19 protein-coding genes and 1 pseudogene are annotated in these 23,062 nt (G+C 38.7%); 12 read left to right on the top strand and 8 right to left on the bottom strand.

Features of this window, described 5'->3' with window-relative positions; all coding sequences use genetic code 11:
* Positions 1-484 precede the first annotated feature (484 nt).
* Both L0B53_RS14660 and L0B53_RS14655 read right to left on the bottom strand, forming a co-directional pair.
* On the bottom strand, positions 485-1,912 hold the full coding sequence (locus tag L0B53_RS14660) for a sulfatase (RefSeq protein WP_235060346.1): 1,428 nt from the start codon (positions 1,910-1,912) through the stop codon (positions 485-487).
* On the bottom strand, positions 1,909-3,726 hold the full coding sequence (locus tag L0B53_RS14655) for a solute:sodium symporter family transporter (protein ID WP_235060345.1): 1,818 nt from the start codon (positions 3,724-3,726) through the stop codon (positions 1,909-1,911). The genes L0B53_RS14660 and L0B53_RS14655 overlap by 4 nt, the downstream gene beginning before the upstream one ends.
* A 377-nt stretch (positions 3,727-4,103) precedes the next feature.
* On the opposite strand from L0B53_RS14655, the gene L0B53_RS14650 reads away from it, so the two are divergent.
* A complete protein-coding gene (locus L0B53_RS14650; RefSeq protein ID WP_235060344.1) occupies positions 4,104-4,283 on the top strand; it encodes a hypothetical protein in 180 nt (59 codons plus the stop codon).
* A gap of 254 nt (positions 4,284-4,537) precedes the next feature.
* On the opposite strand, the gene L0B53_RS14645 is transcribed toward L0B53_RS14650, so the two are convergent.
* From L0B53_RS14645 to yihU, 4 genes and pseudogenes are all read right to left on the bottom strand, one after another.
* A complete protein-coding gene (locus L0B53_RS14645) occupies positions 4,538-5,398 on the bottom strand; it encodes a class II fructose-bisphosphate aldolase (RefSeq protein ID WP_235060343.1) in 861 nt (286 codons plus the stop codon).
* 153 nt (positions 5,399-5,551) lie between these two features.
* Positions 5,552-6,286, bottom strand: a complete 735-nt coding sequence (locus L0B53_RS14640; protein ID WP_235060342.1) for a sulfite exporter TauE/SafE family protein — start codon at positions 6,284-6,286, stop codon at positions 5,552-5,554.
* A 362-nt stretch (positions 6,287-6,648) separates the two neighbouring features.
* Positions 6,649-7,713, bottom strand: coding sequence for an aldose epimerase family protein (locus tag L0B53_RS14635; RefSeq protein WP_235060341.1), 1,065 nt, complete (start codon positions 7,711-7,713; stop codon positions 6,649-6,651).
* A gap of 6 nt (positions 7,714-7,719) precedes the next feature.
* Positions 7,720-8,634: pseudogene (gene yihU / locus L0B53_RS14630) on the bottom strand (sulfolactaldehyde 3-reductase); the annotation flags it as partial.
* Positions 8,635-8,860: 226 nt separating this feature from the next.
* On the opposite strand from yihU, the gene L0B53_RS14625 reads away from it, so the two are divergent.
* The 10 genes from L0B53_RS14625 (at position 8,861) to L0B53_RS14580 (ending at position 20,445) form a co-directional block, all read left to right on the top strand.
* Positions 8,861-9,754, top strand: coding sequence for a PfkB family carbohydrate kinase (locus tag L0B53_RS14625; RefSeq protein ID WP_235060339.1), 894 nt, complete (start codon positions 8,861-8,863; stop codon positions 9,752-9,754).
* On the top strand, positions 9,751-10,503 hold the full coding sequence (locus L0B53_RS14620) for a DeoR/GlpR family DNA-binding transcription regulator (RefSeq protein ID WP_235060338.1): 753 nt from the start codon (positions 9,751-9,753) through the stop codon (positions 10,501-10,503). The genes L0B53_RS14625 and L0B53_RS14620 overlap by 4 nt, the downstream gene beginning before the upstream one ends.
* 445 nt (positions 10,504-10,948) lie before the next feature.
* Positions 10,949-11,485, top strand: coding sequence for a TRAP transporter small permease (locus L0B53_RS14615; protein ID WP_235060337.1), 537 nt, complete (start codon positions 10,949-10,951; stop codon positions 11,483-11,485).
* Between the two features lie 9 nt (positions 11,486-11,494).
* Entirely contained in the window at positions 11,495-12,784 is a 1,290-nt protein-coding gene (locus L0B53_RS14610; RefSeq protein ID WP_235060336.1) for a TRAP transporter large permease, read from the top strand.
* Between the two features lie 50 nt (positions 12,785-12,834).
* Positions 12,835-13,884, top strand: a complete 1,050-nt coding sequence (gene dctP / locus L0B53_RS14605; RefSeq protein ID WP_235060335.1) for a TRAP transporter substrate-binding protein DctP — start codon at positions 12,835-12,837, stop codon at positions 13,882-13,884.
* Between the two features lie 115 nt (positions 13,885-13,999).
* Positions 14,000-16,018 (top strand): alpha-glucosidase, encoded by a 2,019-nt coding sequence (locus L0B53_RS14600; protein WP_235060334.1) that lies wholly within the window; start codon positions 14,000-14,002, stop codon positions 16,016-16,018.
* A 392-nt stretch (positions 16,019-16,410) separates the two neighbouring features.
* A complete protein-coding gene (locus L0B53_RS14595) occupies positions 16,411-16,824 on the top strand; it encodes a hypothetical protein (RefSeq protein WP_235060333.1) in 414 nt (137 codons plus the stop codon).
* Between the two features lie 56 nt (positions 16,825-16,880).
* Complete coding sequence (locus L0B53_RS14590) at positions 16,881-19,004, top strand: protein-disulfide reductase DsbD (protein WP_235060332.1); 2,124 nt, start codon at positions 16,881-16,883, stop codon at positions 19,002-19,004.
* An 85-nt stretch (positions 19,005-19,089) separates the two neighbouring features.
* Positions 19,090-19,827 carry a DsbA family protein gene (locus L0B53_RS14585; RefSeq protein WP_235060331.1) on the top strand — a complete coding sequence of 246 codons (738 nt, stop codon included), beginning with the start codon at positions 19,090-19,092 and terminating at the stop codon, positions 19,825-19,827.
* 150 nt (positions 19,828-19,977) lie between these two features.
* On the top strand, positions 19,978-20,445 hold the full coding sequence (locus tag L0B53_RS14580; protein ID WP_235060330.1) for an isoprenylcysteine carboxylmethyltransferase family protein: 468 nt from the start codon (positions 19,978-19,980) through the stop codon (positions 20,443-20,445).
* Between the two features lie 41 nt (positions 20,446-20,486).
* Here the strand turns inward: L0B53_RS14580 and L0B53_RS14575 are convergent, their stop codons facing one another.
* Together L0B53_RS14575 and L0B53_RS14570 are read right to left on the bottom strand one after the other, a co-directional pair.
* A complete protein-coding gene (locus tag L0B53_RS14575) occupies positions 20,487-20,651 on the bottom strand; it encodes a hypothetical protein (RefSeq protein WP_235060329.1) in 165 nt (54 codons plus the stop codon).
* A gap of 202 nt (positions 20,652-20,853) precedes the next feature.
* Positions 20,854-21,342: a hypothetical protein gene (locus L0B53_RS14570; RefSeq protein ID WP_235060328.1), complete on the bottom strand. Its 489-nt coding sequence runs from the start codon at positions 21,340-21,342 to the stop codon at positions 20,854-20,856.
* A 378-nt stretch (positions 21,343-21,720) separates the two neighbouring features.
* On the opposite strand from L0B53_RS14570, the gene L0B53_RS14565 reads away from it, so the two are divergent.
* Positions 21,721-22,761, top strand: coding sequence for a CDP-glycerol glycerophosphotransferase family protein (locus L0B53_RS14565; protein WP_235060327.1), 1,041 nt, complete (start codon positions 21,721-21,723; stop codon positions 22,759-22,761).
* Positions 22,762-23,062 lie beyond the last annotated feature (301 nt).

Raw genomic sequence — 23,062 nt, 5'->3', positions numbered from 1 at the left:
TTATAACTGAGAAATCTAACCCGAAATGTTAGATTACACCAGTTAAACACACCTATTATCATAATTGTAGTATTACCTGACAATCATTTCTGCTTTTCTTACTTTCTCTCTTCTTCTTCGATAGGTTTTATATTAAAAATGACTGATTTCAAGCTAGTGATGGAGTGGGGTATGATTATTCTTGAATGAAGCTTTAGCTATTTATGCCTTTCATACTTGAAGTCGCTAGGTTATTGGCGTCGCTCATTCGCTCCAATCATAGAGTACACCTATACTCATGGGGCCATATTCACTTGCCGCCGACGAGCAACTTCAATGAACACCGGTATATACCTAAATAAATTGAACTACGAGGGGCTAGAAGGGAATGTGGCTAAATGAGTATCTGAAGACGATATAATTAAAAAAAGATGGCTATTTGAGTAAAGAGTCTCTCGACTGTTATTACAAAAATAGACAATCGAGAGAGGGGTTTAATGGCTTGCTAGTAGTTTGTTCTAATATCAATATAGTGTTTATTTGGTTGAGGAATTTGAGCAGACATATCTTGCTCCCATGCTTTTATTTTGTCCAACATTTTATTGACTCGCTCTGGATGAAATTTAGCAATATTGTTAGCTTCTGATATGTCATCGGTTAAGTTGAATAGCATGGTAGCGTTATCTTCATAAAAGAAAACCAGCTTCCAATCATGTTCACGAAGCGCAATAGAGGGGGTTCCACCTTGATTTGAATAGTGAGGATACTGCCAAAACAGTGGACCTCTTTCAAAGTTCTCATCCGGGGAATCGGAAAGTAAGCCAGCAAAACTGATACCATCTAGATGAGCACTTGGCATAGGTGGAAGACCGGCACATTGTAACAGGGTTGGAAAAAAATCCATGGTGGTTAGCAGTGAGGTTTCAATACGAGGTTGCTTGATCTTTTCTGGCCAACTAATAATCAGTGGCTCTCTGATCCCACCATCAGCAAGCCAACCTTTTCCTTCAGCTAATGGCGCATTGGAGGTTGGTGATCCTTCGGCAGTCGCTAAGCCTCCATTATCACTGTAAAATATCACAATGGTATTATCTCGTTGACCATTTAACTCCAATGCTTCTAGGGTTCGACCAATATTCCAGTCTAAATTTTCAATCATTGCCGCATAAGTTGGATCACTTTGCATCACCCTTCGAACAATTCGTTCATCTTGTTTATGTTGGCAAGGGAAATGGTCGCCAACAACAAAGGCATTACCTTCGTTTCTGCCTAACCTTTTCGCCTTTTTTTGATATTTAGTTATCAATGCTTGATGGCATTGAATTGGTGTGTGAACCGCATAATGCGATAATTGCATAAACCAAGGCTGATCATTAACCGTTTGGATCAGGTTAATTGCCTCATCGGTTAATCTGTCTGTTAAATATTCACCTTTGGGTCCATCTTGTAATGTTTCTATCCCATATGGTGAAAAATATCCTTGCTTAGGATGCCCCCAATCACAACCTCCAATATTAAGATCAAAACCGTGTTTGTCTGGGTAGTATTTAAACCGATGTTTATCATGAGTACTTAAATGCCATTTACCGACATGCCAAGTTTTATAACCGCCATCCTTTAATGCTTGAGCTAAAGATGTATGGGACGTGGCAAGATGATCAACCGTGGGAACATCACATAAACGACCTTGAGATGTTCCACCTAACCACTGAGTAATCCCAAGTCTAGTTGGGTGTTTCCCCGTTAAAAATGCAGCGCGGGTTGGAGAGCAAACAGGACTTGCTGCATAACCATTGGTAAACCTAATGCTCTTTTTAGCCAATGCATCTAAATAAGGCGTTTCATAAAAATCACTGCCAAAACAGCCAAGATCTTTATAACCCATATCATCAATTAAGATAAATAATATATTAGGTTGAGTGATGGTTGTCATACGCAATCCTCATCTAATGACGTTTGTGTATTCAGTTCAACAGAATCAGATGAACTCTCTCTATCAACATAATTTCTAATGATATAAGCAGCATATTTAGGTTGTACATATCGATGGGCAACAAAGCAAAGGGCGACACAGATAATTAACGCTGGTGCAAACCAAGTATGGAATGTCGGAGATAATACCGCATCAGAATAAGCGAGACCAACGGGTGATAATAGGATAAATATCAAGATAGCCAGAGAGATAAGGATCATACTGGTTAGCATGGCATATTTCCAAGGCAACATGTTCACTTTGGGCTTATATTCAGCCAGAGAACGTTTTTGTGCTGGTGCGACAAGAGCCCAAATAGTCAGGGTTGAAACTTCAATACAGAAAAGTAGTGCAAAAATGTGCATCCAATGGATATTCACTTCAATACCTACATATTTGGCTCCCCAGACTAAGAACCAGTAGGTAATAACGTGAAAACAAATAACCGTATTTGCAGCCACAGCAGGAATACGTAATTTCTTAGTAAATAATCCCATTAAGACCAAAGTACAAATGGGGACAGCAATAAAGCCGGTGAATTTTTGCAAGAAGATAAATAATCCATCGGGCGCATTTAATAACATGGGTGCAGCAATGATCGTAAATACGGCACAGATAATTGCAAAAATCTTAGAGACTCTAATTAGTTTCTCATCACTGACTTTCTCTTTTTTAAGAGGAAGGTAAATATCCATCGCAAAGAGAGTAGCCGCAGAATTGAGTAATGAGTTATAGGTTGAGAAAATCGCGCCTAAAAGCACGGCAATAAATAGCCCTAAAAGCGGAGCTGGTAATACATCACTCACTAAAGTGGGGTAGGCAATATCTCGTGGTGAAAGCCCATCACCATACATGTGAAATGCAAGAATGCCTGGGAACATTGCAATAATAGGGACAATCATTTTAAAGAAGCCAGAAGTAAGTAAACCACGCTGCCCTGATTTTAAGCTTTCAGCCCCTAATGCTCGTTGAATGACAAATTGGTTGGTCGCCCAATAGAATGTTGCCATGACCATTAAGCCGGTAAATACCGCCGAGATTGGAATTGCATCGGCTTCAGCACCTAATCCTATGGCGTTGAGTTTTTCGGTATTTGTTGTCGCGATACGGTGTAATACATCTATAACGGGCATATTAAATTGATCACTGGCAGCCATTAAACCAAAAATAGGAACCAGTAAGCCAATAATCAATAAACCAATACCATTTAAGGTGTCAGAGATTGCAACGGCACGTAAACCTCCAGTGACCGCATAAATAGCACCAATAAAACCAACAATAATGGTGACTAACCATAAAGCTTGAATTTGTGATAAGCCTAACCAAATCTCAATATTTAATATTTTCATTAGCGCCAAGGAGCCCCCGTACAGGACGGTTGGCGACCATACAAAAATGTAGCCGAACATAAATAGACTGCTCACCATTTTACGTGTGCTTTCACCATAACGTGATTGTAAAAAAGAAGGTACGGTAGAAAATGCCCCACCTAAATACATAGGTAAAAAAAGACAGGCTAATAAAATAATTCCTCTTATTGCCCAAACTTCGAAAGCAATGACGGTCAAGTTACCGTGATAAGTCGCCCCCGATTGTCCGATTAACTGTTCTGTAGATATATTGGTTAGTAATAATGAGCCTGCAATGAATAAGCTGGTTAAGCCATTTCCAGCTAAAAAATAGCCATTAGCGGTATCAACTTGACCTTTTGTTTTTTTCCAACTGTAGTAGGCAACAAAGGCCATAAATGCAACCGCACTTATAAATGTGAACATGTCATCTCCTTAGACATTATTCTTGTCGTCATAAATAAAGGGAAATATAGATATCGGCAAGGTATGAACCTTATGGTATCCATACAGTAAGGCTAAGTTTATGCTTTGGAGAAATTGATTCTGTGATTAAAATCTAGGTTGATAATTAAACAATAAAGAATAAGGTTTTATAAATAATCTTGTTAGTTTAATTTGAATGTGATTAAGCGTTTTAAATAGTGATGGAAGGAGAGTGTTGATTTATTGTTAGTGATTCTCTTGTTTTGTGAGGTTAAGCATTTATTTTGTTTTTTAGATGATAAAACTTTGACATGTGTCACACTTTTACGTATATTACACCCATAGAATAAATCCACTTAACTGACTGAAGAGTAACGATGAATAACACAACAACAATGAATAATACAGCAATAAACGAAATTAACATTGATGATGCTAAAGTAAACTCAGTAATATCTGCAACGGTAGAATTCACCAAAGAAGCACTTTCTCTTTTAGCCCTATTTGCCTTTGCTGCTGTTCCAACATTTTTTATAGCTCTACAGTGGGCTCGTTAATCAAACATTTTATATTTTGAAAAATTAATCGCTTAGTAAGACGATATTATGGGTAAGGAATAACCCTATTATTAGATGTTCGTGGTTATAGATAGCGGACAATCAAAGGTGGTAACATTTAATGTTACAAGCAAAAGAAAGCCTTATTACAATCATTTTAAAAGTGATTTGTAATAAGGCTTTTTTGTTTTCCAAGTCTATTAAAAACGAAAGTAGACTTGAGATATTATTAGTAAGCTAACGGCTTAACAATATTAAGCTTTACCTGCAGAACCGAATAGACGAATCTTTTGCTTAACAGTTTCTTTCATTGCTTCAAGTCCAGCACCTAGAGAGTCAGCTAGGATAAAGTCTTCGCTATCCGCTGCCCAATGTGCTTGAACGCCTTTAGTGAATGCTTGACGAAGCTCAGTATCTACGTTGATCTTAGCAACACCACACGTTACCGCTTCCATGATTTGGTCATCAGGAACACCAGAACCACCGTGAAGTACGATAGGCTTCTTAACCGCTTCACGGATCTCTTTTAGACGCTGGAAGTTAAGTTGAGGTGTTGTTTTATAAACGCCGTGTGCAGTACCGATAGATACAGCAAGGTAGTCAACTGTTGTACGGTTAGAGAAGTCTAATGCTTCTTCAACGGTAGTAATCATTGCATCAGCTTCATCAACAGTGATGTCATCTTCCGTTCCACCGATCTTACCGATTTCACCTTCACAACCGATTTGTAGTGCATGTGCAACGTCACATACTGTTTTAGTGATTCGAACGTTATCTTCAAATGGAAGACCTGAGCCGTCAAACATGACTGAATCAAAACCAGCGCGAACCGCTTCCATTGTTTGATCAAAGTTACGGCTGTGGTCAAGGTGAATACAGACTGGAACGGTAATATTTTCTTGAGTCATGAAAGTATCAATCATATCTTTCATTGGCTTAAGACCCATAGTTTGGATAACTTTTTGGCCAACTTGAATCATGATAGGAGCACGTTCTTCTTGTGCTGCTACTAAAATAGCTTTGATTGATTCTGCATTGTGTGCGCTGAAAGCACCAATTGAGTAGTTGTTGTTCCATGCAGTGTGAATCATTGTGTTACCAGATACGTATGGCATTTGTAGTCCCTTTTATTTGGTTATCTGTTCTTTTGTAGTAATGTGTAAATTATACGACAATTTCTGTCAATTTCTGTAAGTTTAGTCACATAATTACGATTTAATTTTTATTTTCTTGCATTATTTGTCAATTTTATTATTTTTTATTGCTGTTTAGATATTTTTAACGATAAGTAGAATACCGATTGCGAATAACATGCTGTGTACAATTTTGTGATAATCGATTTTAAATTTATGAAGTAAGTAATACCCAAGCATTCCCATTGATGTTCCAATAATGAAAGCTGGCATTGCTTTGACAACTAACCCCGTGACATCCTCAGTAATTAACCCATGACTCCAGAATCCAGCAATAGCGCCAATCATTTGTAACATGAAGATGAAAACTAGTGTTGATTTCGTCTGATCTGAAGTCCAAGGCATCATTGATGTATAAGCAATAACTGGTGGTCCTGGTTCCCCAACACTTGCACCTAGTACACCAGAAGTAAAGCCTGCGCCCAAACTTACAGGTGTAGATGCTTTATTCAAAAGCGCCTTTGAATTACGTAAAGATTGAATACTGGACAGTACTAATGTAATACCCATTGCAATTAAGATATAAGTTGAAGGTAGAACCGCAAGAAGTCTTGCACCAATGAAAGAAGCGGGTACAGAACCTGCTACAACAATTAAAGCTGTTTTAAATTGAATATGTTGGCGCATTTTCCAAACAACTGGAAAGGTCACTAACCAACCAAAAATCCCAGCTACTGGAATGGCTAGTTTTGCATCAACAACCAAAGAGAGTAGTGGAACAGAGACAAGTGCTAGTCCAAATCCTGTCAAACCTTGTGTAAACCCGCCGAGTAAAATAATTAGCGAAACTAAAATTACAACATTATCCATGTTTTTGCCTATTTTGTGATGTACCTACTTAACTTGTTGTTACTGTTTTTTCGTTTCCTACAAGCAACAGCAATTTCTAGGTATATCTAGTTATTTGATTTTAAATTCGTATTATTAGATGATTTTTCGGTAATATTTTTAAATATAGATATAACAAAATGGTTTATTACTGTTAATAATCTAATAAATTATGCTTTATATTTGAAGCTGCTAGGTTATTGGCTGTATTCGTTCGCCCCAATCATAGAGTAAACCAATACTCATGGGGCCTCACTCACTTGCCGCCTACTAGCAACTCCAATTATTTTTGTTCTATCTCACCACACTATTTTATAGCTCAGACTAGAGGTAGAACGATGATATTAACCAATAAAAAATTGATGAATCGTTTTCTCTTCAAATATCTCATTAGGATTTAAACGAGTTGAAGGGAAATGAGGTTGATTAGGGCTATCTGGATAGTGCTGTGTTTCCAAGCAGATACCAGAGAGTGATTCATACTTATAGCCACCTTTGCCAATCCAATGTTTATTTGAAAGTTTTGCACCATTATAAAACTGAAAAGCAGGCTGAGTTGTTAACACCCTCATTCTTCGCCCTGATTCAGGGTCAAACATTTCAGCTGCAAGTGCATATTGATCTTCCATAACTTTTTTATTAATAATAAAGTTATGGTCAATGAGTTTATTTTCTGCTTGCAGGCTGTTTTCACCAATTGTTTTACTTGAAGTGAAATCAAAATAAGTGCCAACAACCGCTTTGATTTCACCGGTTGGAATATTATTTGTTTTTACTGGAGTGTAAAAGTCCGCATTCAATTTCAATTCTTGGTTTTCAGTTGAACCCGAATTATGACCCGCTAAGTTATAATAACTGTGGTTGACTAAATTAATAACTGTTGGAGCATCTGTCACTGATTTAAAGTTGTAGTGAACTTGGTTCTTTTCATCAAGACCGATGGTGTGTGTTACCATTAGATTACCCGGATAACCAGACTCACCATCTCTAGATAGACGAGTAAAGTGAATATAAGTTGCTTCACTTCTCTCTTCAATAACATAATCCCAAACGAATTTATCAAAACCTTGCTTCCCACCATGAAGATGCTGACTAGTCGGTAGTTCATTGGTTTCTAATTGGAATTTAACGCCATCTAATTGGAATTGACCATCACTAATTCGATTTGCGTATCGACCAGCAACCGCACCAAAAAAAGGATGGCCATTTAAATATTGTTCTAATGTTTCATAACCTAAAACGATATCTTCACAATGACCATTTCGGTCTGGAACGATAATAGATGTGACAATACAGCCAAAATTTGAAACAGAAATGGAAATTCCGTGACTGTTTGTCATTGTGATCAGTGATACATCTATAGCTTGCTGAGGAATATGTCCCCAAGGTTGAATTGAATGCTTCATCATTTCCGCTTACTTAATTTTAGCTTCTAGACCAGAAAGAACACGTAATTGTTCAAATACCGAACTCCAATCTTGACGGCCACGGCCAGCAGCTGAGGTCATGCTATAAAGCTCTCGTGATGCTGCACCACATGGCATTGGTACTTTCACTTGGTTAGCTAAGTCTAATGCGATACCTAAGTCTTTATGGGCTAAATCAACCATAAAGGCAGGTGTTAAATCACCAGAAAGTACTTTATTCGGCCATGTTGTCGTAAAGTGGCCATTATTGGCAGGCGTTCCTTTCATGACACTCAACGATGTTTCAAAGTCTAAACCAATCGCTTCTGATAATGTCGCTGCTTCAGCAGATAGGGCATTAAGTGCAATACTCATGTAGTTGTTAATGATTTTAACGCGAATACCTTTACCTGGACCGCCAGCATCAACCGTTTCTGAGCCCATACAGTCGAAAAGAGGTTGTGCAAGAGCAATTTGTTCCTTTGTGCCGCCGGCTAGGATAAGTAGTTCGCCACGAACTGCATGATCAGAAGTTCGTCCAACTGGCGCTTCCATCATTGAATAACCATTTGAAGTTAGTTCGCTAATTAAAGCATCAGTTTCAAATGGATGAATTGTTGACATGTCAATAAGTAAAGAGCTCTTACTCATTGTTGATAAAATCCCATTATCTGCATGGATAACATTTTTGACAAGTGAACCATTTGGCAGCATCGTAATAATAAACTCTGAGTCTAAAGATGCTTTTGCTGGCGATTCTGCTGCAGTTGCCCCAAGAGCAACAAGTTGATTGACTGCGTCTTGATTGATATCAAAAACTTTTACTTCATGGCCACCTTTAATAAGGTTAGTTGCCATTGGTGTTCCCATCTGACCAAGGCCAATAAAACCAATACTAGACATTATATATTCCTTTAGATATGTATTTGATTGCTGATAAGTATACTTATTTTATCAATCATAAAGATGAGCTGTGTCACATTTTGTTTATTTGTGTTGTTTTGTGTCTGTTTGTGAGTGCGATCATAGAAAAAAAGGCAAAAAATAGGTAAATTAGTCATCATTGAGTTAGCGTACTTAAATTATAATTAATAATGGTAAAGCTAAATAATCAACGACTTAGCAATTAAAAGAATAATTAGGGATAAAAATGACAATCGCATGTGTTGGTATTACTGTTTTAGATCGTGTATTTCAAGTGAATAACTTACCTGATCATGGTGGTAAGTTTGTTGCGAATAACTACTTTGAAGTTGGTGGAGGACCTGCGGCAACTGCGGCTGTTGCAGTTAAACGCCTTGGGCATGATGTTGAATTTATAGGTCGTTTTGGTGGTGATTCCGTTGCTGATGCTATGTCAGCTGAATTTGAACAATATGGTGTTGGGCTAAATCATAAAGTTGTTATTCCTGATGCTTCATCTGCATTCTCTGCTGTTGTGGTAGATGATTCTGGTGAAAGAATGATTATAAACTACCAAGATTCAACACTGTCTACATCTATTGAAGCATTAAAAGATATCGATTTTTCTAAATTTAGCGCGATTTTATGTGATGTTCGTTGGGTTGCAGGTGCGAAATATGCCCTAGAACAAGGGCGTAAATTTAATATACCAACTATACTTGATGCAGATATTACACCTGAGCCAATGGATGAACTTGTTGCACTCGCTGATCATGTTGCATTCTCAGAAGTAGGATTAGTCAACTTTAGTGGTGAAACAGACCCTGAAGCTGGACTTTTAATTGCTCAAGCTAAAACAGATGGTCAAGTTTATGTTACAGTAGGTTCAAAAGGCTGTTATTGGTTGGAAAGTGGTAATTTATGTCATAAAGCTGGCAAGAAAATTACAGTTGTGGATACAACAGGTGCTGGCGATACTTTCCATGGTGCTTTAGCAGTGGCTGTGGCTGAAAATATGGAAAATGAATATGCTGTTAACTTCTCTAACAGTGTTGCTGCATTAAAATGTACTAAATTAGGTGGAAGGGAAGGAATCCCGACACGTACTCAAGTTGAACAATATATAAAAGATGACTTATGATTAGAAACCCAAGACAAGAACATCTATATAAACTCGTTAATAAGCAAGGATATTGCTCTGTTGATGAGTTAGCTGAAGAGTTAGATGTATCAACTCAGACAATTCGTCGTGATATCAAAAAAATGAGCGATGTTGAAATGATCATTCGCCATCATGGTGGCGCTAGTTCAATTTCCTCAACCGTTAATCTTGATTTTGATATCAGAAAGAATACTGATGTTAGTAAAAAAGATGCTATCGGAAAAATGGTCGCTGACTCTATTCCTGAAGGTGCTTCCTTATTCTTAACAATAGGAACAACAACCGAGGCGATAGCCCAACACCTTGTAAATAAAAAGAATTTGCAGATAATGACCAACAGTGTTCGTATTGCAAATCTTCTTTATAAACACCATGATGTTGTAACGCCGAGTGGAAAAATTAAGGCCTTCAATGGGGGGATTGTGGGTAGTGAGGCAATGAACTTTATTTCAAAGTTTCGCTTTGACTACTTAATTACAAGTGCTGGTTCTATTGATTCAGATGGCTCATTTCTTGATTATGATATGAATGAAGTCGAAGTCGTACAAATGGTTAAACAAAATTCACGTCAAACCATTGTTGCACTTGATTCGACTAAGTTTATTCCTAAAGGATCGATTGAATTGTTTAATATTGGCGATATAACAACATTTTTTAGTGATGTTGAACCGCCTAGTTCAGTCTCTTTGGTTGCAAAAGAACATGATGTAGAAGTTAAAGTATTTTAAATTAGATTAATATCTGAACACTTAATCAGGTCTTAGTCCCGTTACTTCAGTCAATTAATTTGACAGTAATGGGTCTAAGGCCTTTTTTATCTACAATATAACAGATACCTATAACTGATGGTCTTGATTTGTCAAATTAATAGCTGTTTTGTTTATATCTTTATTTGTGTAAATAACAGCTGCTTACTTTATAAGCGTCTGACTGTTATTAAACACAATGCACGTCACACTTTTTACATTAAAATACACAAGTGGACATAAATAGACAGAAAGTAGAGGGGGGTCACAGATCAGATTAGACTTGATTGTTAGGATTTGGTCATAGGAAAAATACATTATAAATAGGAATTAATTATGGCTACCATTTTTGAGCCTCGTACCAATAAAAATATTTTAGGGTATCCCACTTTTGATGTTCCTTCTTTGAAGCGATAAGGGAACTATCATGTTTAACAAAATTGCAGATACGCTAAATATAATCAATGCGCCCCTTGCTAAACTTACCTCTAAAATTAGTGGTGTTTTGCTTTTAATTATGACGGTTATCGTACTCCTTCAGGTGGGGTGTCGTTATATCTTCAACTTACCATTGAGTTGGACCGATGAAGCCTCCCGTTTTTTAATGATCTACATGACGTATCTCTGTCTGCCGATTATCTATCTTCAAGATAAAAATATCGCCATGACCTTTATTACTGACAAAGTGAAAGGCTCTCGCGTTTATCACTTGATGATGATCTTTACCCATGTGCTTAGCTTAATCTTATTCTTTGTTTGGATTAAATTTGGCATGGTGTTTTTTGAAACCGGTGCGGTGAGTGCCAACAGTTTACCTATCCCAATGTACGTGGTGTATATCATTCCACCGGTGATGTTAGGGGTGTCATGCCTGTACGCAGTTCAAAAACTGTGTATTTCTCTCGATTTATTTATTCATTTTAATAAATCAAAAGAACAATTTGTTGCTAACGTCGCTAAGTAGGGTTTTATTATGGTTTCTCCAATTTTCATTCTTTATTTTTTATTCTTTTTACTTGTCGGTGTGCCGGTTATTTTTGCACTGGGTTTATCCCCGATTATTACCTTTTTCCAGAATGACCAAGTGCTCTTTATTAACATGCTTTACCAGCGTTTATATTCTGGTTTAGATAACTTCTTATTACTGGCCTTGCCGTTCTTTATGTTGGCGGGTGAGTGCATGTCAAGCGGCGGTATTACGCCTCGTATCATTAGTTTTGCCCAGACCCGTGTTCAACACATGAAAGGGGGATTGGGTCATGTGGTTATCTTGGCATCGACCCTGTTTGGTGCACTGACAGGCTCCGCGGTGGCCGCAACGTCAGCGATTGGTAATATGTTGATCCCAGAGATGACAAAGTATAAGTATGACACGGCTTACTCTGCGGCATTAACGGCGGCGGCAACGGTACTGGGAACGATTATTCCTCCATCGGGTATCATGCTGATTTATGCCTTTGTGATGAACACCTCGGTGGCGGCGATGTTCATGGCCGGTATCGTCCCGGGACTGATTTTCTGTCTCGGTCTGATGGTGGTGAACCGTATTCAAATTACCAAATTCCCGGATGTTCAGCCAATTGAGCGTGCCACCAAGCTTGAGCGTAAGCAGAGTTTGCAGATGGCTATTTTACCTCTTATGACGCCTGTGATTATTTTGGGTGGCATTTATGGTGGTATCTTTACGCCGACAGAAGCCGCTGCGGTTGCTGTGCTGTACGCCATCTTCTTGTCTGTTTTTGTTTTAAAAGTGACCAACTTAAAAGCAACGTACGCCCTATTTGCAAAAGTGGCGGTCAATGCGGCCGCGGTACTGATTATCGTGGCGGCGGCGAGTGGGTTTGCATCGGCGATTAGTTTCTCGGGTATCTCGAAAGACGTGGCTGACTTCTTTAATGGCATTACTGATAACCCATACTTACTGTTCTTCATCATCAACATCTTCTTGTTTGTGGTGGGCATGTTCTTGGATGCGGGCCCAGCGATCTTAATCTTCGCCCCAATCATTGCCCCAATCATGATCAATGCCGGGATTGACCCTGTGCACTTTGGTGTGGTGATGGTCTCTAACTTATCAATCGGTTTAGCAACCCCTCCGATGGGCTTGGTGTTGTTTGTTGCCTCGGGGGTCTCCGGTGTCTCACTGCAGAAGATATCGAAAGCGATTATCCCGTTCTTAATTGTCGAGTTTTTAATTATCTTCCTACTTTCATTCTTCCCTCAATTAGTGATTGGGCTGCCGAAGTTGTTAGGTGTGATGTAATCAATTTAATTTTCAATCGTGATACGGATTTTTTTTAAAGGACAATAAAAATGAAAAAGACATTATTAGCCGTTGCAGCCACCACCCTGTTAATGGCAGGCGCGGCCAATGCAGCCAAATATAAGCTAACGGTTCCCCACGTGACCAACTTAGATGGGTATAACCACCAGTCGCTGCTTGTGTTTAAAAACTATGTAGAAAACCGCTCAAACGGTCAGATCCAAGTGGATATTTACCCATCAGGCCAGCTTTGTGGTACCGCCAAAGAGTGTTTAGCGGGTGTGCAAGCGGGGATGTTTGATTACTTCCAAACCACGGTGCCAGAGCTCGCGTACTACTGGGAGCCAATGAGTGCATTGGATTTACCTTATATTTTACCCAACGATCGCGTTGCTGAGTGTGTTTATAACAACGATGAGTTTGTCGGTGAAATGCGTGGCAAGTTACTGCAAAAAATGCCGAATGTTCGTCTAATGATGGTCTCTAACTCAGGCGGCTGGCGTAACATTGCCACCACCAAAAAAGAGATCCACTCTCCTGCGGATGTGGAAGGCCTGAAGTTACGTACCGTGCCGGCACCCATCCAACAAGAGCTTGTGAAGCAGTTGGGCGGCGCACCAACCCCTATCGCGTGGCCAGAAGTGTATACCGCATTGTCAACGGGTGTCGTGGATGGCACCAAAAATGGCATTACAGACATCGTGATGAACCGTTTCCAAGAAAGCTTAAACTACATCGTGCTTGATGGCCATGCCTACATGGGCGGGGCATGGGTCTTCAATAACGCGAAATTTAACGCTTTCCCGGATGAGTTGAAAAAAGTGGTTATCGACGGCGCAGCGGCACAGAACCAGTACCTGCGTGCTTACCCTAAACACCAAGAATTTGAAGCTTACGAAGAGTTCCGTAAAGCCGGGGGTAAAGTCTATAACCCAACAGCCGAAGAGCGTGAAGCCTTTAAAACGGCGGCAAAACCGGTTCGTGATTTCTTCTTAGAAGAGTCGGGTGCTGAAGGCGCGGCATGGTTACAACGCGTTGAAGATCAAATTGGCTTGTGTGAAGCGAAAATCCAAACCTCATACGATATCCAAACAAAATAGCGACGTGTTATTCGTCCTGTAACAATAAAAATAATAAGCAATAGGGCGCCATCACACAGCGAGGGTGCCCACTTTATACTCAGGTTAAACGAGTAGAGTGACTAAGGAATAAACAGTGAAACTATCTTATAGCGACAACCACCTCACCATCACCCATAAAAATAACACCGTATTTAGCCACTCAATTGACGCGCCAGCGATCTTCTTGGGTGTCGGTGAAGGTAATTTCGATATGTATCGTGGTAACTTTGATATCACAGACTACGTGGTTGAGCGTACCGCTTTGCGTCAATTTAAAGTGGAAGAAATTGAGAATGATGGCAAAGTAAGCTACAGCATTTCATTTTTTGCAAACTCAAACGTTGCGTTGAATCTTCTGGTGTCTGAAACCAAAGAAGAGCGCCTAAAAGTGGCGTTTGAAGCGGCTGATAAGACCTTTAACCGTTTTTGGTTCCGTGTTGCTGCAACAGAAGAGGAAAAAGTCTTCGGTTGTGGTGAGCAGTTAACGTATTTCAACCTGCGCGGTAAAAACTTCCCACTGTGGTCTTCTGAGCCGGGTGTGGGTCGTAATAAAAATAGCTATGTGACATGGCAAGCGGACGTTCATGATAAAGCGGGCGGTGATTACTACAATACTAACTACCCACAGCCGACCTTTGTGTCCGATAAGAAGTATTTCTGTCATTTAGAAACCACCGCCTATGCCGACTTTAACTTCACCAATGACGGCTTCCATGAGCTGCAGTGTTGGGACATTCCACAATACTTATTGCTTGGCAGTGAAGAGACCTTTGTTGATTTAATGACCAATATTACTGACCACTTTGGTCGCCAACCTGCGTTGCCAGATTGGGTCTATAATGGCGTCATCCTTGGTATTCAAGGGGGCACTGACCTGACCTTTGAAAAGATCCAACAAGCAAAAGACGCGGATATTGAGCTAGCTGCAGTGTGGAACCAAGACTGGCAAGGGATCAAGATGACGTCGTTCGGTAAGCGTCTTCAGTGGGATTGGCAGTGGAACAAAGCGTTGTACCCTGAGCTTGATACGAAGATCCACCAACTTAAAGAAGACGGTGTCCGTTTCTTAGGTTACATCAACCCGTATGTACTGGAAGATTTCCCACTTTATAACGAAGCCAAAGCCTTAGGGTATTTAGCGACCAAAGAAGATGGCTCGAAATATGTGGTCGATTTTGGTGAGTTCTACTGTGGCGTGGTTGATTTTACCAACCCGGATGCATGTGAGTGGTATAAAGGGGTGATAAAAACCAACATGATCGATTTCGGCCTAGACGGTTGGATGGGTGATTTTGGGGAATATCTGCCAACAGATTGTTCATTAAGCAACGGCGTGAGTGCAGAAATTGAACATAATAAATGGCCATACCGTTGGGCAAAAGTACAGCACGAAGCGATTGAAGAGTCAGGTAAAACCGACGATATTCTGTTCTTCATGCGTGCAGGCGGTGCGGGCATTCAAGGTTACTGTCACACGTTATGGGCGGGCGATCAGTCTGTTGACTGGTGCATTGATGATGGGTTAGCGTCAGTGATCCCAGCTGCGCTCTCTTCAGGCCTAATGGGGAATGGTATTCACCACAGTGACATCGGTGGTTATACCACACTGCACGGCATGAAGCGTGATAAAGAGTTGTTGCAACGTTGGTTCGAGATGGCGGCATTTACCCCGATCATGCGTACCCATGAAGGTAACCGTCCGGGTGATAACCACCAGTATGATACCGATGCAGAGACGTTGGCGCACACGTCACGCATGAGTAAAATGTATAAGCACCTTAAGCCTTACATTAAAGCTGCCGTTGAAGAAAATGCAGCCAAAGGTATTCCGGTTCAGCGACCACTGTTCATGCATTATGAGCAAGATAGTGAAGCGTACGACATTAAGTTTGAGTACCTATTCGGCCGTGATCTACTGGTTGCCCCGGTTTATAACCAAGGTGAAGTCGAAAAAGCGGTTTACCTGCCTGACGATGAGTGGGTTCATGTTTGGACTGGCGATACTTACACCGGTGGTCACATCACGGTTGATGCCCCAATTGGTCAGCCTGCGGTATTCTACCGTAAAGACAGTGAGCATGTTGAGTTGTTTAAAGCGTTAAATGATATCTAATCATTAATCAAAAGATGCCACATTAAAAGCCAGTTTGTTTTTTCATAACTTGAATGAACGGACTGGTTTTTTTCTATGGGTATTGAAAAGTAAATAAATTTACATGTTATAATTGATGCATTGTTCTTTGCCAATATTCTCTTTGTAGTTGCTTTAGATTGAATGCGTATGTGAATAAAAGTTAAATTATTTTAAGTGATGCTCATTAAAAAATAACTTATTAAAATTCGATTGATAATCAGCCTATTAGTTCCATTTTTTGATGCGAATTAATAGGCTTTTTATTATTAATTTTTCATTTATTGGATGTTTAAGCAGAATAAATAAAAACAAATTGAAATTTATGTCAATTTCCTTACTATAATCTTCTTTTTACCTTGTTAGGGTTAAGCTTGAGTCTTACTTATTTAAAACAACGACAATATAAAGCTGCTATCTGGTCATTATTTTCGGTGATGATAGTGGTCTTTGTCTGTTTATCTAAAAATTATGATTACTCAAATTACTGTCCGGTAAATGCGGATAGTACCTTTTCGACGTCTAAGATTGTAAAAAATGACGCTCTATCTAGTGTTGAATTAGGAAAGATAACTGAGAATAGTAACATTAATGGTGAGTGCCATAGTGCCGAGCAGTTGATCAATCATGATCTCTCTTTTCTTTACCTTGCTATTTGCGCACTGATTCTTCTATTCTTTGCCTTTCAGTTCCAACTACGATTTAAACCACATAAATACTCTGTACACCTTTATAACACCAGTTATGGCGTTCGGCGTCATTTAGCCTTCTGCACTTTTCGAGAGTAAGCTTTTTAGATTTACCAAATAAAAAAGCGATTTAAAATTTATAACTTGGAAAATCTATGTTAATTAAAACAGCAAGAAAGCGATTTACAATATTAACTCCTATTTTTAGCACCTTAATTTTAGGTGTTATGGTTTTATTTAGTCATATGACTATGGCCTCTGAGCCATTATCGACAGGATGGCTGACCAATCCTAATCACCCGCCGGCAAAAGTCAATGTGATGTTTACCGGTGAAGTTGATAAGAATACCAATACGTTAAATGCAGTCATCGATGTTGAGCTAGATAACGAATGGAAAACCTATTGGCGTACTCCAGGAGAAGGGGGTATTTCACCAAGCTTAGCATGGCAAGCTTCAAGTAATGTAGCGGCTATCAATTGGTTATGGCCGATACCTAAATACTATGAACAGTTAGGTTTAATGACGTTGGGTTATAAGCATGAGGTGGTTTACCCGCTTCAAGTACAGGTTGATGATCTCAATACCGCAACTAAAGTAGAAGGGGTACTAACGCTGCCCACCTGTACTGATATTTGTGTATTGACGGATTATCCATTTTCATTAGATTTGCCGCCTGCAAACCAATTAAACACCAATAGTGACACGTTCTTTTTATATCAGAAAGCACTCTCTAAGGTACCTGTTAGTAGTAATCAAACCAAAGTAGAGGCTGCATCTTTTGATAAAAATAGTCAAAAATTACAAGTTAAACTTACTAACGATAAAGTTTGGGAAAATCCACAAATATTAATTGATGGTAAAGATGTTGAAGATGATAGTTTTCTCCAGCCTGATATTAAAATTGAAGGTACAGAATTAACCGCGACCTTTGCGGTAACTAATTGGCTAGGTGAGGCTGAACTTGTTGGTAAAAATGTTCAAATCACAGTATCAGATAACCAATTTAATCGAGAGCTTTCGGCTCAGATAGATGGTGCGCCTTTTGTTATTCAAAAAGATAGTTCGATAATAAAACTGCTGTTTTTTGCTTTGATTGGCGGTTTAATTCTCAATGTTATGCCTTGCGTGTTACCTGTTATTGGATTGAAAATTAATACTATTTTACTCAACAATAATAAAAGTAGCCGACTGGTTAGAATGCAATTTTTAGCTTCTGCAGCGGGAATAATTTTCTCTTTTTGGTTATTGAGTGCAGGGTTAATTGCCATAAAACTCACTGGTAATGTCATCGGTTGGGGGATCCAGTTTCAAAGCCCGATCTTTTTAGCCTTTATGTTAATCATTACGGTACTCTTTACTGCAAACTTATTCGGTATTTTTGAGATTCAATTACCGGGACGTTTTTCAACATCCATCGCGAATAAAGGTGGGGATTCTGTTGTTGGATACTTTGTTCAAGGGATGTTTGCGACTTTATTGGCAACACCTTGTAGTGCACCGTTCCTAGGAACTGCCGTTGGCTTTGCATTAACATCGAACATCTTGACCATGTTTGCGATATTTACCTTCTTAGGGTTGGGGATGGCGCTACCTTGGTTACTGCTGGCTATTTTCCCGAAAAGCATTGCTATATTGCCGAAACCGGGAGCGTGGATGAACAAAGTTAAACTTTTCTTTGGTTTGATGATGTTTGCAACAACGTTATGGCTTCTTAGCCTATTAACGATTCATATTGGAACAGCAGCGACAATTGGGTTGCTGGTTGCACTTATTGTGATTTTCTTTGGTTTGTTGATTAAAAAGCAAGGCGTAAGAGCGGCGGCCATTTTATTCTCTTCATTAGTACTTATTGGTGGTTGTGGCTTCTTTGTTGCAAGCATGACCAGTGAACATTGGTCAACACCGATAGTGGATGAATTAGAATGGCAACCTCTACAAGAGCAGAGTATTCAACAATATGTAGCTGAAGGGAAAACGGTCTTTGTTGATGTGACTGCTGATTGGTGTATCACATGTAAAGCCAATAAATTGGGCGTTATTCTGCAAGATCCGGTCAACTCAAGATTACAGGATCAAAATATGATTTTAATGAAAGGGGATTGGACACGTCCAAGTGAAAAAATCACTAACTTCCTTAAAAAGCATAATAGCGCAGGTGTTCCATTGAATATCGTTTATGGGCCTAAATACCCAAATGGCATAACACTGCCTGTTATCTTAACGGATAAAGATGTATTAACGGCAATAGATCGCGTAAATCCAAATTTTGGACAATAATTAAATTAATCAATAAAAATCTTAGCCGGTACTTTAATTTTCTAAAGAAGCTATCGTTGCCGGCTAAAAACTAAATGGAACTGTGATGAGAAAATTTTTAGCTTTATCAATCTTGGCAATTAACTTATTGGTCACTCCTTTTGTTTCTGCTGCACCGTTAACAAGCAGTCAAAAACAAGAATTAGAGCAGATCAATAAAATTCTGACTGAGAACCCAGATATTATTGAAGCGTTACATGCAAGTTTACAGAGTTACCTTGCATCTCAGGTCACGATGGAAGATACCTTAGTTGCGAGTCATGATTACCTATACAACAATCCAGTTCATCCTACTTTAGGTTCTGATAAGCCTGAACTGACTATTATTAATTTCACTGATTATAACTGTTATTACTGTAAGAAGCTTGAAGGCGGCATGGTAGAAGTACTGAAAGACTACCCACAAATTAAGGTTGTTAATGTTTTACTGCCATTTCAGCAGCGAATCATTACGGGTATGAATATCAGTTCTGCGGAATTTGCGATGGATGTGTGGCAAAATCACAGAGATAAGTTCGCGGAAGTACATAAACTGATGTTAGCTAAACCGGGTAAACTTGACAAAGCTGCGATGATTAAGATTACTGAGCGTACAGGCACTCAAAGTTCTTTAACACCGAACCCTAAATATAAAGGGGTTGTACAACAAAATAGCCAGATCTTCTCGAACCTAGGTTTACGTGGTACACCAAGTTTAATCATTGGTGAGCAGATTATCCCTGGTTATATGCCAAAAGATCAACTTGAAGCAGCAATTAAAAGAGCCCTTAACGCTCAATCTTAATTATTGCGTTACTTTGGTATAAAGAGATACTCAAAGAGACAAAATAGGTAAGAAAATAGCCGATAATCCACACGGATAAAACGTTAATCTGTTTTATTGGTGTGGATTTTTTTGAGCTGTTCACATGTTTAACTTAGGAAAGGAAAGAAAATGAAGATGCGATGGCTTGAATGTCGAATTCCTCCTCCCATACTGTTTAGCCTCACTTTCGTCCTTATTGGCTATTTAGCGTATTCTTATCCTGTTATCAAAGCGTATCTGATACTTCGGTTAGCTGCCTCTGCTTTGTTAGTACTATTGAGTGGTTGGCTAAGTATTCAGGCTGTTAAGCAGTTCCGTCAATATCAGACTACCGTTAATCCGTTACATCCTGAGAACTCAACGAGATTAGTCAGTCAAGGTGTTTACGCACTAAGTCGTAACCCGATGTATTTATCATTAGCGATCATGTTGCTTGCTTGGGTGATCTTTCTCGGAACTATATGGGGAGTAATAGTGTGGATTATTTTTGTTTTATTTATTACCCGGTTTCAAATTATGCCCGAAGAGCGATATTTACTAACAATATTTAAGTTAAAGTATTCTCGTTATTGTCAGCAGGTGAGGCGCTGGTTTTAGATAATTAAAGCATCATAGATAGGTAAGGTTAACGAGTCAACCTAATGATGTTTGAAAATATGGCGCACAACAAAGGCTGTGATAGCAACAACAGCACCACAGATCATAAAGCTAATGGTAGAGCCATTTTTATCAGAGACCAGCATAGCGATAACAGAGAACGCCACACAGAATGAGACGAAGGTAAGATAGATTTTGTGGTACATTTCAGTTTTTCCTTAAAAATTACCTTAAAATAGAGTGTAGATTTATAAAAAGGTTCATTTTAAATGTAAAATTTAAGAAATAGAAGCATTACTCTTTATAAACAGCAGGTTATAAAAAACCTCTCGATTAAAGAGAGGTTTTATTATCGGATTTGGATTTTTAGTCACTTCTCTATAATGAGAAGTAAAGTTTGCTCGCTAATTAAATGCCAGCACGCTTTAACAAACCATTCATTAGTGAAGAGCTAGATTTGACTTGTTTCGCTTTGTTTTTTAGATCACGAGCAAGTGATGGATCTTTAATCTCATTGGCGATATAGACCATAGAGTTGTACATATCTTTAGGGGTCTTTATGCGATCTTTATCATTTAATGGACTAATCGTTTTAATCACATCTTTGCCTTTATGGCCATTTTCAGTTGCATTAACCAGTACAGAATCAAGTAGACGGTCTAAATCAACAAGGAACTCAGAGTTTTCCTGGCCCTGCTTCTTCATCTCTTTTAGATTTTTCTTTCTTACTTGATTGATAATAAACTTCGGTGTGTTAATTTTCTTGTAGCCGTAGAAACCCGCGATAACGAGTACAGCAACACCGCCTGCAATATAACCCCAGATAGAACCGGAAGACTCTGCAACAGGTTGTGCTGCTGCTGCGATATTTGTGATAGAGCCGGGTACGTCAGACATATTTAAAACCTTATATGTTATTTAGAATGCGATATTGAGTGCACAATACACGTTTCATCACCTTCTTGCTATGAACTGTGTCATCTTTTTCATAGAAGAGGGTGACGGGTATCTCGTTTTTAGATATTTTATTTAGGTTGTAAAATAAATGTATTTACTGATAGCCATTGTTTAAAAGGTGGTTATCAATGATTGTCAAAAGTTGTTGGTTGTTACCCTAAATAGAGATAGCCAAATTGTGTTTTGCGCATTGAACAGACAATTTTAGGTCAAAAATTGTCTAATACCAACTTTTATTATCAATTTGAATGGATAAATTGCGTGTGGAATTCTCATCAACTATAATAAATCATTATTTTCAAAAGACTTGGGTACAACGTGTCTCAAAAATCAAAACGCTATTTAATGTACATAGCTCAAAACTATTCATATGCGATTTTACGCCCTCTACAAAAGGTGATTTTAGCGCGTGGAGATGAAGTCTGTTGGTTTTTGGAAGGCAAAGAAGTTTCAACTAATCACCTTGAGGACTCTGAGATACATTTAAAGTCCATCAAAGACGTTCGTCGCTGGAAGCCCGATGCGGTGTTTGTTCCTGGTAATATGGTTCCTAGTTTTATCCCTGGTATAAAAGTTGAAGTTTTCCATGGTTTCAATTCTAATAAACGTGGGCCGATGGAGCATTTTAGAATCCGTGGCTGTTTTGATCTCTATTGTACTCAGGGACCAAATACGACGGAAACTTTCCAGAATTTGGCTGATGAATATAAGTACTTTCAGGTAAAAGAGACGGGGTGGCCGACGCTTGATCCATTATTTACTGTGACTGAAGATAATCCTTATATTGATACAGAAGACAAACGTTCAACGGTTTTAATGTGCTCTACATTCTCTAAGAATCTAACTTGTGCGCCAATACTGTTTGATAAAATAAAAGAACTTTCAACAAATGGGAAGTATCGCTGGTTAATTCAATTTCACCCTAAAATGCCCGTCGAAATTGTAGAGAAGTACAAATCATTGCAAAATGAAAATTTAACGTTTATTGAAACGGATAATGTTATCCCACTGCTTCAAGCTGCTGATGTAATGCTGTGTGATACTTCCTCAATATTATTGATGTTTATGTTACAACGAAAACCAGTGGTAACTTTTAATAATCAAGCACCAAATCATACATTGATTAATATCTCCGACGTTAATGAGCTCGAAGATGCATTACAAAACGCACTTTCTAGACCTGAAAATTTAATGGCAGCCATCAACAAGTTTTGTCAGGAATTACATCCTTATCGAGATGGCATGTCGAGTGAGAGGGTGTTGAGTGAAACGGATAATATAATTGAATTGAGTACTGTTGGTGAAACTCGAAAACCTATAAATTTGATAAGAAATCTGAAATTATTTATTAAATTGTAAGAACCACATTGGAATTCATATTATGAAGATATTCAACAAAAAGTTTATAATAGACTTATTTATAATGTTACCGATTATTTGGACATTTACAGGCATGCTTTTATATAAACACTCTAAAATTGATATGATGGCAATTAGCATTGTAGCAATACTGGTTTCTTACAAATGGTACGGGTTTAAATCTTGCATTTATAATGCAGGTATGTCTAGAGTTTTATGGTTTGTATTTTTACTATTTCTTTTTTCTTCTATATCAAAAGTATATCATGGATATAGCACTAATAGTATTAGAGTGTATTTT

It is taken from the genome of Vibrio sp. SS-MA-C1-2, assembly GCF_021513135.1.
Classification (GTDB): domain Bacteria; phylum Pseudomonadota; class Gammaproteobacteria; order Enterobacterales; family Vibrionaceae.
The sequence above is the reverse complement of the archived record's forward strand: the minus strand, read 5'-3'. Positions and strand labels throughout refer to the sequence as shown.

What these genes read in the sequence shown, in the direction of transcription:
- L0B53_RS14570 (WP_235060328.1), bottom strand. Translation starts at nt 21,342, where the DNA reads ATGTCTGACGTACCCGGCTCTATCACAAATATCGCAGCAGCAGCACAA.
- L0B53_RS14590 (WP_235060332.1), top strand. Translation starts at nt 16,881, where the DNA reads ATGTTAATTAAAACAGCAAGAAAGCGATTTACAATATTAACTCCTATT.
- L0B53_RS14660 (WP_235060346.1), bottom strand. Translation starts at nt 1,912, where the DNA reads ATGACAACCATCACTCAACCTAATATATTATTTATCTTAATTGATGAT.
- L0B53_RS14645 (WP_235060343.1), bottom strand. Translation starts at nt 5,398, where the DNA reads ATGCCATACGTATCTGGTAACACAATGATTCACACTGCATGGAACAAC.
- L0B53_RS14635 (WP_235060341.1), bottom strand. Translation starts at nt 7,713, where the DNA reads ATGATGAAGCATTCAATTCAACCTTGGGGACATATTCCTCAGCAAGCT.
- L0B53_RS14650 (WP_235060344.1), top strand. Translation starts at nt 4,104, where the DNA reads ATGAATAACACAACAACAATGAATAATACAGCAATAAACGAAATTAAC.
- L0B53_RS14625 (WP_235060339.1), top strand. Translation starts at nt 8,861, where the DNA reads ATGACAATCGCATGTGTTGGTATTACTGTTTTAGATCGTGTATTTCAA.
- L0B53_RS14575 (WP_235060329.1), bottom strand. Translation starts at nt 20,651, where the DNA reads ATGTACCACAAAATCTATCTTACCTTCGTCTCATTCTGTGTGGCGTTC.
- L0B53_RS14585 (WP_235060331.1), top strand. Translation starts at nt 19,090, where the DNA reads ATGAGAAAATTTTTAGCTTTATCAATCTTGGCAATTAACTTATTGGTC.
- L0B53_RS14580 (WP_235060330.1), top strand. Translation starts at nt 19,978, where the DNA reads ATGAAGATGCGATGGCTTGAATGTCGAATTCCTCCTCCCATACTGTTT.
- L0B53_RS14615 (WP_235060337.1), top strand. Translation starts at nt 10,949, where the DNA reads ATGTTTAACAAAATTGCAGATACGCTAAATATAATCAATGCGCCCCTT.
- L0B53_RS14620 (WP_235060338.1), top strand. Translation starts at nt 9,751, where the DNA reads ATGATTAGAAACCCAAGACAAGAACATCTATATAAACTCGTTAATAAG.
- L0B53_RS14610 (WP_235060336.1), top strand. Translation starts at nt 11,495, where the DNA reads ATGGTTTCTCCAATTTTCATTCTTTATTTTTTATTCTTTTTACTTGTC.
- L0B53_RS14640 (WP_235060342.1), bottom strand. Translation starts at nt 6,286, where the DNA reads ATGGATAATGTTGTAATTTTAGTTTCGCTAATTATTTTACTCGGCGGG.
- L0B53_RS14655 (WP_235060345.1), bottom strand. Translation starts at nt 3,726, where the DNA reads ATGTTCACATTTATAAGTGCGGTTGCATTTATGGCCTTTGTTGCCTAC.
- dctP (WP_235060335.1), top strand. Translation starts at nt 12,835, where the DNA reads ATGAAAAAGACATTATTAGCCGTTGCAGCCACCACCCTGTTAATGGCA.